Raw genomic sequence first — 14,719 nt, 5'->3', positions numbered from 1 at the left:
CCACTTTCCGAACCGGCCTGAACCACCCCGTGCCGAGGGGCGGTTCAGGCCGTGGTGCGTCGCGCGGAGATCAGCCGCCGTCGGGCCAGGACATCGCCGGCCCCGACATCGCATGCGCGGACCCGGCCCTCGCCTGGCCCCGCAGTGACGCGCTCACCTTGTACAGGCGCAGCGCCAGCTGGATCTCCAGGGCCGGACCCGGCTGCTGCCAGTCGGGGCCCAGGAGCTGGGAGATGCGCTCCAGGCGCCGGGCCACCGTGTTGGTGTGCACCCGCAGCGCGGCGGCCGCGTGGGTGGGGCTGGCCCCCGCCGCGAAGTACGCCTCCAGGGTGGCGGCGAGGTTGGTGGAGCGCTGCTCGTCGTAGCTGATGATGGGGCCGAGCGTCTGCTCGATGAAGGCGCCGATGTCACGGCTGCCGCCCAACAGCATCCCGACGAAGCCGAGTTCGACGGCGGTCGCCGGGGTCCGCGCGTCCTCGTCGCCGAGGATCGTCAGGACTTCCAGGCACGAGACGGCCTCCTCGTACGCGGCCAGCAGTTCCTCGGGGCCGCCGCGCGCCGAGGCCGCGCCCACCGGGACGGGGCGGCCGAGCGTCTTGCCGAGGCGCTGCATCACCTCGCGCGCGGCCTCCCCGGCGTCGGAGTGCGGCAGCAGGAGCACCAGGCGGCCGTTGTGGATCGTCCTGGCGCCCCCGCGCAGCCACACGAAGGTGGAGGTCCAGGTGGAGACGGCCTGCCAGTCGTCGGACGGGATCTCGGCGACGATCACGGCGTGCCGACGGCTCAGGTCGAGTCCCAGATGCTGGAGCCGCATCTGACATCGCCGGCTGAAGGGGCCGCCGTTGAGCAGCCGGTCCAGGGCCTCGTCGCGGAACCTGCGGTCGGTGGAGTCGGCGCCCCGGTCGAGCGTGATCAGGATCGCCGCGGCCTGGACCGCGTACTGCAACAGCCCCGCGTCGGGCGTGCCGTCCCGCTGATGACAGCGCAGTACGAGCGCACCCAGATCCTCCTCGGCGACGCGTACGGGGGCGACCGTGACGCCGCCGTCGCACTGCACCACGCGGTGCTCGGCGCGGGCCGTGAAGACGGCGGCGGCCAGCTCCTCCTCGTCCTCCCAGAGTCCGCTGGTACGGGCGAGCGTGCCGTCGTCCTCGTCGCGCAGCCAGACCGAGCCGCCCAGCGCGTCGCCCACGGCCGCGGTGAACGCCGTCACATCGGCGCCGGCGAGGGCGAGTTCGACGAGCCGGTGCCCGTTGCGCGCGCTCTGCTGCCGCGCCCGGTCCCGGATGCGCAGCCGGTCGACCTCCACCGAGAGGCCGACGGCCCGGTCCCGGCTTTGTTCCACCGCGCGGACCCACTTGACGGCGGAGGTCGCGTAGTCGGCGAGCGTCGACATCATGGCGACCTCGTCGGCGGTGTACGAGCGGGCCACCCGGTCGCCGCCGAAGAGCACGCCGATCACTTTGCCCCCGCTGCGCAGCGGCACCGCGAGCAGCGCCGTCAGACCCTCCTCCAGGACCACCGACTCGATGTGCTCGGAGCGCCCGAGCATGTCGTCCCGATGGCAGTCGGAGGTCCAGATCGCCGACCGCCCCACCGCGTCGATCGCGCTGAGGCCGTGCCGGACCGGGGTGCGGGCCACCCCGCCGAGCACGGATATCGCGCCGTCGGTGGCCCGTACGCAGCAGCCGTCCTCGCCGTCGAGGAGCATCACCCAGGCCATGTCGACGTGCAGCAGCAGCCGGGAGCGGCGTACGAGCGTCGTCAGCAGCGCGTCCAGGTCCTCCTCCTCGGTCAGCGCGCGGGCCGTGTCCAGGAGCAGCGAGAGCTCGTTCTTGCGGCGGTCCAGGTCGGCCAGCTGCTGCTCGACGCCGAGGGCCAGCTGCTCGGCCCGCTCCAGTTCGTCGACGACATGAGGAGGGGCGCCGCCGCGCCGGGCCTGCAGCGCCGGTTGGCTGAACGCGCCGCGCGAGGCGCGCATGGCGAGGAGTTCGAGGTAGGCGAAGGCACCACTCAGCGTGACCGTATCTTGCGACATTTCACTCCGTACTGTGTGCGGGGGACGCTCCGTCATTGAGGGGTGTCGACGCGACGGAACGACTGGGGAAATGGCTGGTCTGTGCCGGTCCGCTTCCTGCTGGATCGGGCTCCGGAGTCCACCGGCCGGCCGTGCGCAGCACACAGCCGCGCCGCTCGGTCGCGTAACAGCTGACCTGCTCCTGCGCTGTTCCCTTGTTTTTCGACCGCCATCACGGGACCCCACGCGGCAATTAGGGGTTCATCCGGAAGGCGCGATCAAGTAATCCCCCCGGTTTTGGCCAGAATCGTTCGCTGCCCGGCCGTCGTCGCGAACGGCCGGGCGGGCTGGGGGCGTACGGAGGCGGGATCCCGGGGCCGGGCGGCCCGGGGGCTCAGGCCGGTCCCCTCGCCCCCTCTCCCGGCGCGCCCAGCATGGACACCGCGTGGGCCGCCGACGCGAGGGTCACATGGCGGTGCCAGCCCGCGTAGGAGCGTCCCGTGAAGTCGCGGATGCCGAGGCGGTCGGTGGTCTCGCGGAAGTCGCGGTCGGCGCGCCGGATGAGCCGGCTCAGACGCACCAGGGTGGGCAGCCGGGCCTGCGTCATATCGGTGAGCCACAGCTCCGGGGGCTTCTGGCGACGGGCCTCCGTCACGCCCAGCAGGGCCAGTTCGCCCTGCCCCACCACCTGCCGCACCGCCCGCGAGGGGCGCACCCGGATCTTGGTGGTCAGATGCAGCGGCCGCCCGGCCCGGGCGCCGCCCTCGTCCGGCAGGGGAGCCGGGCGCATCCGGTCGCGGGCGGCGGTCATGATCTGGGCCGCCTGCTGTACCTCCGGGGTACGCCCTTGCAGCGCCGGGTCCGTGACGGCGAGCTGGAGCGAGTCGTTGATGCGGGCGAGGAACGGGACACCGGCCGCGCGGAACCGGGCGATCGCGGACGCCAGGTCCATGTGCCGGGCGTCAAGCACGACCGGCCGCTGCGGCAGGCCCCATTGGGACGCCGCCTCAATGGCCGCTTCCACCGCCCCGTCACCCGGCGTCTGCTCCCAGACGTCGTCCGGGATCGACGCCTGCCGGCGGCGGGCCCGGTCGCCCAGCCAGGAGGCCGACAGATGCAGCCGCCAGTTGATGGGGACGCTCATCTCCTCGGTGGCCGACCAGACCCCCGCCGCCTGCTGGGCGTTGACGAGCTGGCCGAGCTCCGAGACGAACTGCCGGTCCACCCCGACGGAGTTCTCGCCCGTCTTCGGGATGACCATGGGCCGCACCACATACGCGAACGGCGGCGCCTGCTCGGAGATGTGCCGGGCGAGCGAGCGGCGCACCGGCGCCCAGTCCCAGGTCGAGTCGGAGACGAAGTGGTGCAGGCTCTGCTCGGTGGCCGAACCACCCAGCCGGGACGCCATGTTGCGTATCGAACGGCGGCCCTGGGCACCGAGCAGACCGCGCAGGTACTCGGCGCCCCTGAGCCGCTGGTCGCTGCGGCGCAGGGAGGCGAACAGGACCGTGCTCATCTCGTCGAGCACCCGCTCGTCCCAGGAGGGGTGTCCGGCCGCGGGGCCGACGGTGTCCGGAGAACCGTTCTCCAAGAGCTGGGCAACAGCATTCATGAGTCCCCCGTGGACCGTTGGAATGATGTGGGAGGAAGGCTCCGCCGGGGCCGGCGGGACCTCTGGATTCCGGCTCCAACGATGCGGTGAGGCCGATCGCGTGCCAAGGGTGGCCGGGCACCCTCTCGCCGCCCACAGGTGAGGCGGGGCCGCCCACGGTCGTCCCCCGACCCGCGTTCGACCGCACCTCACCCGGCGTTCGAGCGAGGTGTGCAGAGCGGACGTGTGGCGCGACAACACTGGAACGGAGTGTTCCAGTGACAGAACGTCGCCATCGACGCACGGTCGCGCGGGTGATGGACGCCATCGGGCATGTGGTCCGACCACATGAACTGAGCCCCGGACAGGGTTCCGAGCGCATCGCACACCGCCGCTACCGGGGGTAGAGAAGGCGAACTACCGCGAGTACGGACGGTCGTGCTCGGCCCTGCGCAAGGTCGACGCGCCGGGCGCGTCGGACTCAGGCGATGCGGCGGACCCCGACGCCGCGGGGGCTGTGGGCTCCACCACTGTTTGACCCGGTGCTGTGTGCTGCGGCACTGTTCGCCCTCGCGCTGTTTGCCCGGCCGGTATGTGCGGAACCGTGCGCCAGCAGATCCAGCGACAGCAGCGGGGCCGTCTCCGCCGGGGCGTCGATCACCGGGTCGCAGGCGAGCACCGCCTGGTGGAGCCGGTTCATCCGGGGCGAGGGCTCAAGGCCGAGCTCGTCGTCCAGCATCCGGCGCAGCCGCTGCACGACTTCCAGGGCCTGGGTGCGCCGCCCCGAGCGGCTCAGCGCCAGCATGAACTGGGCGTGCAGATTCTCGTGCGTCGGATACAGCGCGCACAGGGCGCTGAGTTCCCCGAGCAGATCGTGGTGCCTGCCGAGCCGCAGATCGGCGTCGATGCGCTGTTCCTGCACACTGATCCGCGTTTCCTCCAGACCCGCGAGGTGAATTCGCAGCACAGGACCGGCCTGGACGTCGGAGAGAGCGGAACCCTGCCACAAATCCAGTGCCTGGGAAAGGAGTTCGGACGCCACGATGTCGTTCCTGCCGAGCTCCGCGCGGCCCTGACGCACGAGGTCGTGAAAGAGATTGACGTCGAGTTCGTCATGCCGCACGGCGAGCAGATATCCGCCGTCCCGGGTCTGCAGCAAATCCCGGGCCGCCTTGAGGCTGCCGATGCGGGGCACCCGCTTCAGGATCCGGCGCAGCTGGAGCACATACGACTGGAGCGTGGACAAGCCCGTGTCCGGCGGGTTCTCCCCCCACAGCTCCTCGATACAGGTGCCCACCGAGACGACCTGATTGGCGTTGAAGACGAGCAGCGCGAGGAGTTGACGCTGTTTCGGCGCCGTGGGCGCGTAGTCCAGACCGTTTTCGCGTACGCGCAGCGAACCGAGCACCGAGAATTCCATGACGACCTCTCATACGTGGCATACGTGTTTCCGACGGATGGCACAAGAATCAAGTAAGGGATCGCAAAAAATCCCCCAACTGGATTCGGTCGACCGAGCCGATTCCGTGACCTCGGTGACCGGCGCGGTCGTTATGCATCGAAACTATCCCCGAGCCGCGATCATCGCTCCCATCCGCGTTCAGGATCCGTCAACTCGCGCCATCGCGGGCCCCCATCGGGAGTTCAGCCAGCCTCGCTCGGGATTCCGTAGCGTCGGCCCCCGTCGACACGATCCCGAGGAGGCACACGTGCGACTCGCAGGGAAGGTAGCCATCGTCACCGGTGGCACCAAGGGCCTGGGATACGCGATCGCCCAGGCATACGCCAAGGAAGGGTGCCGCGTCGTCTGCGCCGCCCGAGAGCCCGACGAACGGCACGAACTGCCGCCGGTAGGCGAGGGGGACCTCGCCTACCATCCCGTCGACGTGCGCGACCCGGACTCCGTGGACGCGCTCACCCGGACCACGTACGAGACCTATGGACGGCTGGACGTCCTGGTCGCGAGCGCGGGCGTCAGCCGCCCCGGTCCGGCCCAGGGCATGGACGTCGACCACTGGGGGGAGGTGATCTCCACCAACCTCAACGGCACGTTCCTGTGCGTGCGTTCGGCGGTGCCCTATCTGGTGCGCGACGGCGGTGGCCGCGTCATCACGCTCTCGTCGGCCCTGGCGACCAGGGTGGCCCCGGGCTCGTCCGCGTACGCGGCGTCGAAGGCCGGGATCGAGATGCTCACCCGGGTCGTCGCCGTCGAGCTGGCGGGCCACCCCATCACGGTCAACTGCCTCAGCCCCGGCTTCATCGACGAGGGCATGGGCCGTCAACTGTCCCGTAACGAGGGCCTGTGGGGCTATTACGGTGGCAAGATCGCGGCAGGCCGCGCGGGCCGGGCCGAGGAAGTCGCCGAGGCGGCGCTCTTCCTCGCCGACGACGGCTCCGACTACGTCAACGGCCATGTCCTGGAGGTCAACGGCGGGCTCAGATGGTGACATCCGGCCATCGGGCGACACCCGGGACACGGCCCGGGCGATAGGCGCCGCGACGTCGGCGCGCATCGGCGCCGCACTCGGTGAAAACTTCTTCAAGAGGGAGATCAACAGTCATGCCCCCATTGACCATCGGGCGTTCGCACCCGTCTGTGGAGACCGGGCCGACCCGGGTGGACGCCTCGTGAAGGCGCTCGTGAGCGGAGCCTCGGGACTCCGCCTCGACTCGGTCGCCGAGCCCGAGCCGCGCCCCGACCAGGCGCTCGTCGAGGTGCGCGCGATCGCCGTCAACCGCGGTGAACTGGCCCTGATGGGGCAGCTGCCCACCGGCTCCCGGCTCGGCTGGGACGTGGCGGGCACCGTGCTGCGCGCCGCGGCCGACGGCACCGGCCCGGCGGTCGGCACCCGTGTCACCGCGCTCGCCGAACGGGACGGCTGGGCCGAGCGGATCGCGCTGTCGCCGACGCGGCTCACCCCGATACCCGACGGCATGGAGTACCCGGCCGCCGCCGCCCTGCCGGTGGCCGGACTGACCGCGCTGTACGCGCTGGAGTACGCGGGAACGCTGCTCGGCCGGTCCGTGCTGATCACCGGCGCGGGCGGGGGAGTGGGCCGCATGCTGGTCCAACTCGCCGCCGCCGCGGGCGCCGAGGTGATCGCCCAGGTCGGCTCCCCGGGCCGCGCGGACGGGCTGCGGGCGCTGGGGGCGCACCGGGTGGAGATCCATGACGCGTCGGGCGGCGCCACCGGTGAGCCGGTGGACGTGCTCGTCGACAGCGTGGGCGGGCAGGTGCTGGCCGACGCGTTCGGGCGGCTGCGCCCCGGCGGCACGGTCGTCTGCTACGGCAACACCGTGCGCGAGGAACTGCGTTTGCCCGTCGACTGGGGCCACGCCCGCCCCGGTCTGCATCTGCGCTACCTCCACCTCTTCGACGAGCTGACCCGCCGGAGCGTCGCGCGCGACCTCGCGTCGCTCGTCCGGCTCGTCGCCGAGGGACGGCTCGCCCCGCAGGTCGCGGCCGTCGGCTCCTGGACCGACCCGGAGCCCGCGCTCGACGCGCTGCGCGGCCGGCAGGCCAACGGCAAGGTCGTCCTCGCGCTCTGAGACCAACTGCCCTGTGAGACCAACTCTCCCCAAGGGCCCGGCGGTTTGTGCGGACCGCCGGGCCCTTCCGCTGCCCTCCGGCGGTCTCCACCCGGCGGTCATCGGCTCACCTGTCGTCCTCCAGGACGCCCGGCCACCGTGGAGCCATGAGCCTGCCTTCCACAACGCCGTACGACAGCCATCCCACCCGCGTGCCGCCGCCCCGCGTGGAGGAGGTCGCCGGCGGGATCTTCGCCTATATCCAGCCCGATGGCGGCTGGTGCCTCAACAACGCCGGGATCCTCGTCGGCCACCACACCACGGCGCTCGTCGACACGGCGGCCACCGAGGCCAGGGCCCGGGGCCTGCGCGCGGCCGCGCTCGAACGCGGCGGTGTGGAACCGAGGATGGTGCTCAACACCCACCACCACGGCGACCACACCCTCGGCAACGCCGTCGCCGCCCCGTACGCGACGGTCGTCGCCCATGCGCGCATGCGTGACGAGATGGTGACGAAGGGCGAGGGCCTCAAGCACATGTGGCCGGACACCGAGTGGGGTCAACTCGGCGACATACGGCGCTCGTTGCCCATGGTGGCCTTCGAGGACCGGCTGACGGTGTACGTCGACGAACTCGTCGTCGAGCTCATCCATGTGGGCCCGGCCCACTCCGACAACGACGTCGTGGTGTGGGTGCCCGAGCACCGGGTGCTCTTCGCGGGCGATGTGCTGATGCCCGGCTGTACGCCGTTCGTCCTGATGGGGTCGATCAAGGGGTCCCTGGAGGCGATCGCGGGGCTGCGGGACCTCGACCCACGCGTTGTCGTCGGCGGGCACGGGCCGGTCGCCGGGCCCGAGGCGCTGGAGGAGACCGAGGCGTATCTGCGGTGGGTGCAGCAGGTCGCCGCCGACGGTATCGCCGCCGGACTCACCCCCTACGAAGCCGCCCGGGACACCTCGCTCGGCCCGTACGCGGGATGGCGGGACTCCGAGCGGGTGGTGGCCAATCTGCACCGCGCGTACTCCGAGGCACACGGCCACCCGCTGGACACCCAGATCCGCTCGGCCCCGGTGATGGCCGAAATGGCCCAACTCAACGGCGGTGAGCCGATGGTGTGTCTGGCCTGAGATCCGTACGTGGACAGACGACTGCGCCCCGCTGGTACGTCCAGCGGGGCGCAGTCGTCGTAAAACAGACCCCTATCCCCGTCGGGGCGCCGGTATATCGGCCGACGGCGCCACCGTGTGCAGCGCGCCCCGGTGGAAGACGAGCGGCGGGCGCGCCGCGTCCACGCCCAGGCCGACCACCTCGGCGACGGCGAAGAAGTGGTCGCCGAGCCGCTGCACTTGGCGGACCAGACAGTCCAGCCAAGCGGTGGTGCCGGGCAGCACCGGGTTGCCGTGCGGCGACTCCCACCAGCTCAGACCGGCGAACTTGGCCGCCGGATCGTTCTCGCCGCCGCTCTTGGCGAAGCGGGCGCACAGCTCCTGCTGGTCATGGGCGAGGATGTTGACGGTGAACGACCCCGCCTCGCTCATCGGCGGCCAGCTCACCGACCGCTCGTCGATGAAGATCCCGACGAGGGGCGGTTCGAGCGACACCGACACGAACGACCCCACCACGAGCCCCGCCGGCCCGGCCGCCGTCGCCGCGGTGACCACGGTGACGGGGCTCGGGACATGGCCGAGTATGTGTCTGAACAGCTGCGGCTCCACGTGCACTCCCACAGGCGGTGCCCAGGACATGTCGACCTCCCCAAGTAGTGTTCGCTGGTCGACAGCGATGCTGGCAGCGGCAGTTGGGGAACCGATCGGCGCGCGATGCAGAGCCGCCGATGGACGTATGCGGAGGCCGTGACGCCGTCGGCCATCCTCCATCCGTCCCCCATCGGCCCCGCCGACCATGGGGGCACCCCTATACATGGATGGAGGAGCCGGCCATGCCCGTGCCCCAGCAGCGTGATCCCGAACTCACCCGAAAACAGCTCACGACCTGGCTCGCCGAGCGGCTGCCGGGCGCGTCGGAGCTGCGGACCGAGGTCGAGGTGCCCAAGGGCCTCGGCTTCTCCCACGAGACGCTGCTCGTGGACGCGGTGTGGCGGGAGGCGGGCGCCGAACGCCGGCGCCGTCTCGTGGTCCGGGTCGCCCCCACCGCCTACCAGGTGATGCCGGGCTCCCGCCTCGACGAGGAGTACCGCGTACTCGACGCACTGCGGGACACCGACGTACCGGTCCCCGGGGTCCTCGGCTTCGAGCCCGACCCCGCGCTGCTCGGCGCGCCCTTCTACGCCATGGACCGGGTGGACGGCTGGGTCCCGCCGGACCTGCCCTCGTACCACCGCCCCGACGGACCGGTGTCCGACCTGGACGAGAGCGGCCAGGCAGCGGTGTGGTGGGGCGGTGTCGAGGTGCTGCACCGTATCCACCGGCTCGACGTGACCGAGCTCGGCCTGGAAGACCTGCGTACGTCGCAGCACGGGCCGTACGGGCTCGGCGCCCAACTCGACTACTACGAAGCCCATATGGACCACTTCGGCGGTGCCGACTCGGTGCCCGTGCGCGAAGCCCTCGCGCTGCTGCGCGACGCGCTGCCGCCCGAGCCGGAGAAGCCGAGCCTGCTGTGGGGCGACGCGCGGCTTGGCAACCTGCTGTACTCGGGCGTGACCCCGGCCGCCGTACTGGACTGGGAGATGACCTCGCTCGGCCCGGGCGAGGCCGACCTCGGCTGGTACCTGTACCTGGACCGGCACCTCAGCGAAGGCGTCGGCGCACCCCGGCTGCCCGGCCTTCCCGGCCGCGCCGAGACCGTACAGCGGTACGAGGAGCTGTCCGGGCGGTCCGTGGCGGCGCACCTGGACTGGTACGAGATCTTCGCGGGCTTCCGCTTCGCGCTGATCGCCTCCCGGGTGGGACGGCTCCTGGTGGAGTTCGGCCTGGTCGCCGCCGAGGCCGACGTCCCGCTCGCGCGCAACGCGGCCCGTCTCCTTGAGCGCACGCTCAAGCCGCTGGGCTGAGACTGCTGACTTCCGCGCCATGACCCCACTCACGCGACGCGGAGCCCCCACATGCACAACCGACTTCATCCTTACGCATGTTCCGAAACGTTCAGAGAGGCCGTCCCATGGAAACCCATCAGCACCGTACCGACGCGCTGGTCGTCGGCAGCGGTTACGCCGGATCGATCGCGGCCCTGCGGCTCGCCGAGGCCGGGATCGCCACGATCGTGCTGGAGCGCGGCCGCCGCTGGCAGGTCCGCGCCGACGGCGACACCTTCGCCACCCAGCACCGGCCGGACGGCCGCGCGTCCTGGCTGAGCCCCAAGTCCCCGCTGACCGACCGGGAGCTGGACATCTACCCGGGTGTCCTGGAATCCCTGGAGGGCGAGGGCCTGACGATGATCGCGGCGGCCGGTGTGGGTGGCGCCTCGCTGCTCAGCAACGGCACCATGGTCGAGCCCTCGCCCGAGCTGTTCCGCCGGGCGTTCGGTGACTTCCTCGACCAGCAGGAGATGCACGACGTCTGGTATCCGCAGGCCCGCGAGCTGATCGGCTGCTCCCCGATACCGAAGGACATCCTCGACTCCGAGTTCTACCGCTCCTCGCGTGACTTCATGGGCCAGCTGGAGAAGGCGGGCATCCCGTACGACCTGGTCGACCTGGCCGTCGACTGGGACACGGTCCGCGAGGAGATGGCGGGCCGCAAGGAGGCCTCGCACATCGCCGGACTCAACGTCTTCGGCGTCAACAGCGGGGCCCAGCGCAGCATGGACGTCACCGTGCTCGCCCGCGCCGAGGCCACCGGCCGGGTCGAGGTGCGGCCGCTGAGCCTGGTCACCGGGATCCGCCCGGAGGGCGAGGGCCATGTGGTCGCGTACGACGAACTCGACGAGAGCGGCACCGTGGTGGCCCGGCACGAGGTGCACACCACGCATCTGGTCCTCGCGGCCGGCACGCTCGGCACCACCCGGCTGCTGCTGCGCGCGAAGGCCCTGGGGCATCTGCCGGACCTGGACGACTCGATCGGCACCCGGGTCGGCAACAGCGAGGTGATCACCGCGCGGACCGGGATGGCCCCCAACAACCCGGCGCAGGGCGGCCCCTGCTCGATCGTCGTCAAGGACTGGCAGGACAACCCGCACGCCCCGGTCACCCTGCTCAACTTCCCCTGGGTGGACGCCCCCTCCGACGAGGGGTGGATCACCACGATCGGCGCCTCGCCGACCGAACCGCTCGGCTCCTTCCGCTACGACGCCGCCAAGGACGACGTCGTCCTCAACTGGCCCGTGGAGGACCCGCGCGCGGTGCGGGCGACCGACGCGGTCCGGCACACCCTGGACCGGCTGAACGCGGCCACCCCGGGCAGCAAGACCGCCTTCAACCGCATCGGCACCACCGGCGGCAACGTGGTCGGCGGTGTGCCGCTGGGCCTGGCCACCACCGCCGACGGCTCGGTGCGCGGCGCGCGCAACCTGTACGTCGTCGACAGCTCGCTGCTGCACGGCTCGTCCGGCGCCGTACCGCCGGCGCTCACCATCGCGGCGGTCGCCGCACGGGTGACCGCCCTCCTGGTGCCCGCCGTCGCGGGCGCCTGGGTCGCCGGCGTCTGAGCACTGTGTCCGCTCACGGAAACGTGAGCGGACATTTTTTTGAGGAACGTGCGCGGACATACGAGAGGGGCTCCCCCCGATGGTTTCGGGGGGAGCCCCTTCCTCGTACCAACTGCCGTGTGCTTAGCGGAAGTTAGGGATGACCTGCTCGGCGAAGAGGCGGGCGGTGCGGGTGGTCTCCTCGAAGCTCGGGTTGCCCGAGATCATCTGGAGGCTGATGGTGACATCGCCGTACCACTCGCGGATGGTGCGCAGCCGCTCGGTGATCTCCTCCGGGCTGCCGACGAGGGTCTTGTTCTCGGCGAGCGTCTTGTCGAAGTCGGACCGCTTGACCTTGTCGACGATCTCCTCGTAACCCTTGTATCCCTCGCTGCGGCGGGTGCCCCAGGCGGCGACGGCGTCGATCATGACGGCGTTGGTGCGCTGGTTGTACTCGCGGCCCTTGGCCTTGGCCTCGGCGGCGTCCTCGGCGAGGTAGCAGCCGTAGCTGAGGTGCACCTCGTCGCCGCCCGCCGGGTGACCGGCCTCGGCGTACGCCTTGCGGTACAGCGTCAGCATCTCCTGGACCTTCTCGCGCTTGGAGATGGACGGCACGAGCAGCAGCCCGTGGCCGTCGCGGCCGGCCTGCTCGCAGGACGACGGCGTGATGGCGGCGGCCACCAGGATCCGCGGGTGCGGGCGCTGGTAGGGGCGGGGCAGCAGGGTGACCGGGCCGAACTTGTAGAACTCGCTGTCCCAGACCACGTTCTCCTCGGCCCACAGCTTCTGGCAGGCCTTGAGGCCGTCGACGAACCGGGGGCGGCTCTCGTCCATGGCCAGCTCGAACGCGTCGAACTCGTCGGGCAGGAAGGCCCGGCCGAAGCCGACCTGGAGGCGGCCCTTGGAGATGTTGTCCAGCATGGCGAGCTTGCCCGCCAGCTTCAGCGGGTGCGTGAAGGCCGGGATGACCGCGCCGGTGACCAGCTTGATACGGCTGGTGCGGGCCGCGGCGGCGGCCAGGAACGTCACCGGGTCGGGGCTGTAGCCGCCGTACTTGAAGAAGTAGTGCTCCACGGTCTTGATGTGGTCGTAGCCGAGCTCCTCGGCCAGTTCCACGAGCCGCAGCGCCTCGTCGAAGTACTGGTCGGCCGGCTTGTCGTCCGGACCGACCGTGGGGAAGAAATTGATACCGAATTCCATCGCTGCTCCATGTGTCTCAAGTACTGCTCGGGGTTCGGCACTTCAGGGCCGGGTTTGCTCGGAATAGGGGCGGGTCGTGCTCAGAACACGACTCCGGCGCCGCCGTCCACCGGCAGCACGAGGCCGGTGGCGTAGGACGCTTCGGGGCGGGCGAGGTTCACCAGCCACCAGGCGATCTCCTCGGGCCGGCCCACCCGCCCGAGCGGCACCCGGGCGCGCTGGCGGTCACGCAGCCGGGCGACGCCCTCGGCGTCCAGGCCCGCGTGCTCGCCGATCGGGGTCTCGACCGGACCGGGCGCGACGCCCGCGACCCGGATGCCGCGCGGCGCGAGCTCCAACGCCCAGGTGCGGGTGAGGAAGTCGAGCGCGGCCTTGGTGGCCCCGTACACCGAATGACCGGGCCAGCCGCGCTGGTTGCCCGCGGTGGTGACATTGATGACGGTGCCCTTGGCCGCCTCCAGGTGGGGCAGTGCCTCCTGGGTGAGGAAGAGCGGCGCCAGGAGGTTGGTGGCGACCTGGCGGTGTGTGTCGTCCGCCTCGATGCGGCCGAGCGGCGCGGACCGCATGGTCACCGCGTTGTTGATCAGGACGTCGACGCCGCCGAGTTCACGCACGGCCGCCTCGACGATCGCGCGCGGTCCGTCCGGCGCCGAGATGTCGGAGGCGAAGGGGCGGATGCCCGGGCGCCCGTCGGCGGTCTCGGCCAGCCGGGCGGCTCCGCGCCCGACGGCCAGGACGCGGGCGCCCTCGTCGGCGAAGGCGTGCGCGACCGCCCGGCCGATGCCGGTCCCGGCCCCGGTGACGACGACGGCCCGGCCGGTCAGACCGGTGCCGCCGTCGGCCGGGCCGGTCACAGCTCTGTGCGCTCTCCGTCGGAGCCGACCGGCGACCACCACAGGTTGCCCCGGGTCACCCCGTCGGCGAACAGGGCGCTGCGGCCCTCGACGATCCTGCCGTTCTCCCAGCGGAGCATGTGCACGCCCTCGACCTGGAGACGCTCGTACGGGGAGGTGGTGCCCTCCTCGGCGTGCGCGCGGTAGCCGTCGAGCTGGTAGATGTCGACGGAGATGCCGTCCGCCTCGTTGATGAGGATGTGGTGCGTGTCGGCGGTGATACGGCCGCCGCACGCCTCGCCCAGCTTGCCCATCTTCTGGAGGTAGTCGTCCAGGCCGTTGAACCAGCCGGCGAACTGGTGGTTGCCGGGCATCTGGAAGCGCAGGTCCTCGGACCAGTACTCGGTGATCTTGTCCCGGTCGCCGGTCATGAGGGCCGCGTACGCCGCCTCCACGCGCTCACGTGTCAGATCGGCCATGGTGTTCCTCCTGCTCAGGGCCGGTGTGCGAACCGGCCACGCTGTCATGTGAGTTGACTCGGTGACGGACGAGCCAGCCGTCGTCGTGACGGACCAGCTCGTCCCGTCCGGTGGTGCTCAGATGGAGCTCGGCGCGACCGCCGCGCGGGGTCTGCACGAGGAGCGCGTTGTACCGGGTGCGTACGGCGCCGTCCCCGATGGGCTGGACGGTGAGCATCCCGATCAGATACCGGCGCACCCGGCCGTCCGCCCGCCGCTCGCCGACCGCGCCCCGGGCCGCCGCCGCGATGGCGGCGCGTCCTCGGCGTACGGGCGGCGCGTTCCCGGCGAAGACCTTGTCCGCCGGGGCCTCCTGCTCGAAGAGGGCGTCCTCGGTGAAGGTCAGCGCCCAGCGGTCGACGTCGCCCTCGCCGAGCAGCCGCACCTGGGTGGCGTAGAACCGCTGGATCTCGTCGAAGAGAGGGCCGTCGACAGTCTGCGGCGCCAT

13 protein-coding genes are annotated in these 14,719 nt (G+C 71.4%); 5 read left to right on the top strand and 8 right to left on the bottom strand.

Annotation, left to right across the window (positions count from 1 at the left end; translation table 11 throughout):
- Positions 1-70 precede the first annotated feature (70 nt).
- The 3 genes from ACT1U9_RS01740 to ACT1U9_RS01730 form a co-directional block, all read right to left on the bottom strand.
- Positions 71-2,038, bottom strand: a complete 1,968-nt coding sequence (locus ACT1U9_RS01740; RefSeq protein ID WP_444536573.1) for a helix-turn-helix domain-containing protein — start codon at positions 2,036-2,038, stop codon at positions 71-73.
- A gap of 373 nt (positions 2,039-2,411) precedes the next feature.
- Positions 2,412-3,629 carry an IS701 family transposase gene (locus ACT1U9_RS01735; protein WP_444536572.1) on the bottom strand — a complete coding sequence of 406 codons (1,218 nt, stop codon included), beginning with the start codon at positions 3,627-3,629 and terminating at the stop codon, positions 2,412-2,414.
- A gap of 460 nt (positions 3,630-4,089) precedes the next feature.
- Positions 4,090-5,028 (bottom strand): AfsR/SARP family transcriptional regulator, encoded by a 939-nt coding sequence (locus tag ACT1U9_RS01730; RefSeq protein WP_444536571.1) that lies wholly within the window; start codon positions 5,026-5,028, stop codon positions 4,090-4,092.
- 289 nt (positions 5,029-5,317) lie between these two features.
- Between ACT1U9_RS01730 and ACT1U9_RS01725 the strand changes: the two genes are divergently transcribed.
- The 3 genes from ACT1U9_RS01725 (at position 5,318) to ACT1U9_RS01715 (ending at position 8,263) form a co-directional block, all read left to right on the top strand.
- Positions 5,318-6,055 (top strand): SDR family NAD(P)-dependent oxidoreductase, encoded by a 738-nt coding sequence (locus tag ACT1U9_RS01725; protein WP_444536570.1) that lies wholly within the window; start codon positions 5,318-5,320, stop codon positions 6,053-6,055.
- Between the two features lie 193 nt (positions 6,056-6,248).
- Positions 6,249-7,157 carry a zinc-binding dehydrogenase gene (locus ACT1U9_RS01720; RefSeq protein WP_444536569.1) on the top strand — a complete coding sequence of 303 codons (909 nt, stop codon included), beginning with the start codon at positions 6,249-6,251 and terminating at the stop codon, positions 7,155-7,157.
- Positions 7,158-7,303: 146 nt separating this feature from the next.
- Positions 7,304-8,263 carry an MBL fold metallo-hydrolase gene (locus ACT1U9_RS01715; RefSeq protein WP_444536568.1) on the top strand — a complete coding sequence of 320 codons (960 nt, stop codon included), beginning with the start codon at positions 7,304-7,306 and terminating at the stop codon, positions 8,261-8,263.
- A 72-nt stretch (positions 8,264-8,335) separates the two neighbouring features.
- Here the strand turns inward: ACT1U9_RS01715 and ACT1U9_RS01710 are convergent, their stop codons facing one another.
- On the bottom strand, positions 8,336-8,881 hold the full coding sequence (locus ACT1U9_RS01710; RefSeq protein WP_188272673.1) for a flavin reductase family protein: 546 nt from the start codon (positions 8,879-8,881) through the stop codon (positions 8,336-8,338).
- Positions 8,882-9,075: 194 nt separating this feature from the next.
- Between ACT1U9_RS01710 and ACT1U9_RS01705 the strand changes: the two genes are divergently transcribed.
- Both ACT1U9_RS01705 and ACT1U9_RS01700 read left to right on the top strand, forming a co-directional pair.
- On the top strand, positions 9,076-10,149 hold the full coding sequence (locus ACT1U9_RS01705) for a phosphotransferase family protein (RefSeq protein WP_444536567.1): 1,074 nt from the start codon (positions 9,076-9,078) through the stop codon (positions 10,147-10,149).
- A gap of 107 nt (positions 10,150-10,256) precedes the next feature.
- The gene (locus ACT1U9_RS01700; RefSeq protein ID WP_444536566.1) at positions 10,257-11,741 is read left to right on the top strand and encodes an FAD-binding protein; all 1,485 of its coding nucleotides are present in this window, start codon (positions 10,257-10,259) and stop codon (positions 11,739-11,741) included.
- Positions 11,742-11,864: 123 nt separating this feature from the next.
- Here the strand turns inward: ACT1U9_RS01700 and ACT1U9_RS01695 are convergent, their stop codons facing one another.
- From ACT1U9_RS01695 to ACT1U9_RS01680, 4 genes are all read right to left on the bottom strand, one after another.
- The gene (locus tag ACT1U9_RS01695; protein ID WP_444536565.1) at positions 11,865-12,920 is read right to left on the bottom strand and encodes an LLM class flavin-dependent oxidoreductase; all 1,056 of its coding nucleotides are present in this window, start codon (positions 12,918-12,920) and stop codon (positions 11,865-11,867) included.
- A gap of 80 nt (positions 12,921-13,000) precedes the next feature.
- Positions 13,001-13,774 (bottom strand): SDR family NAD(P)-dependent oxidoreductase, encoded by a 774-nt coding sequence (locus ACT1U9_RS01690; protein ID WP_444536564.1) that lies wholly within the window; start codon positions 13,772-13,774, stop codon positions 13,001-13,003.
- A complete protein-coding gene (locus tag ACT1U9_RS01685; RefSeq protein ID WP_361418643.1) occupies positions 13,771-14,232 on the bottom strand; it encodes a nuclear transport factor 2 family protein in 462 nt (153 codons plus the stop codon). The genes ACT1U9_RS01690 and ACT1U9_RS01685 overlap by 4 nt, the downstream gene beginning before the upstream one ends.
- Positions 14,213-14,719 carry a nuclear transport factor 2 family protein gene (locus ACT1U9_RS01680; RefSeq protein WP_444536563.1) on the bottom strand — a complete coding sequence of 169 codons (507 nt, stop codon included), beginning with the start codon at positions 14,717-14,719 and terminating at the stop codon, positions 14,213-14,215. Before ACT1U9_RS01680 ends, ACT1U9_RS01685 begins: the two co-directional genes overlap by 20 nt.

Origin of the sequence: Streptomyces sp. BR1 (genome assembly GCF_052373795.1) — a bacterium.
Lineage (GTDB): Bacteria > Actinomycetota > Actinomycetes > Streptomycetales > Streptomycetaceae > Streptomyces.
This window is presented reverse-complemented; position numbering and strand designations above follow the sequence as displayed.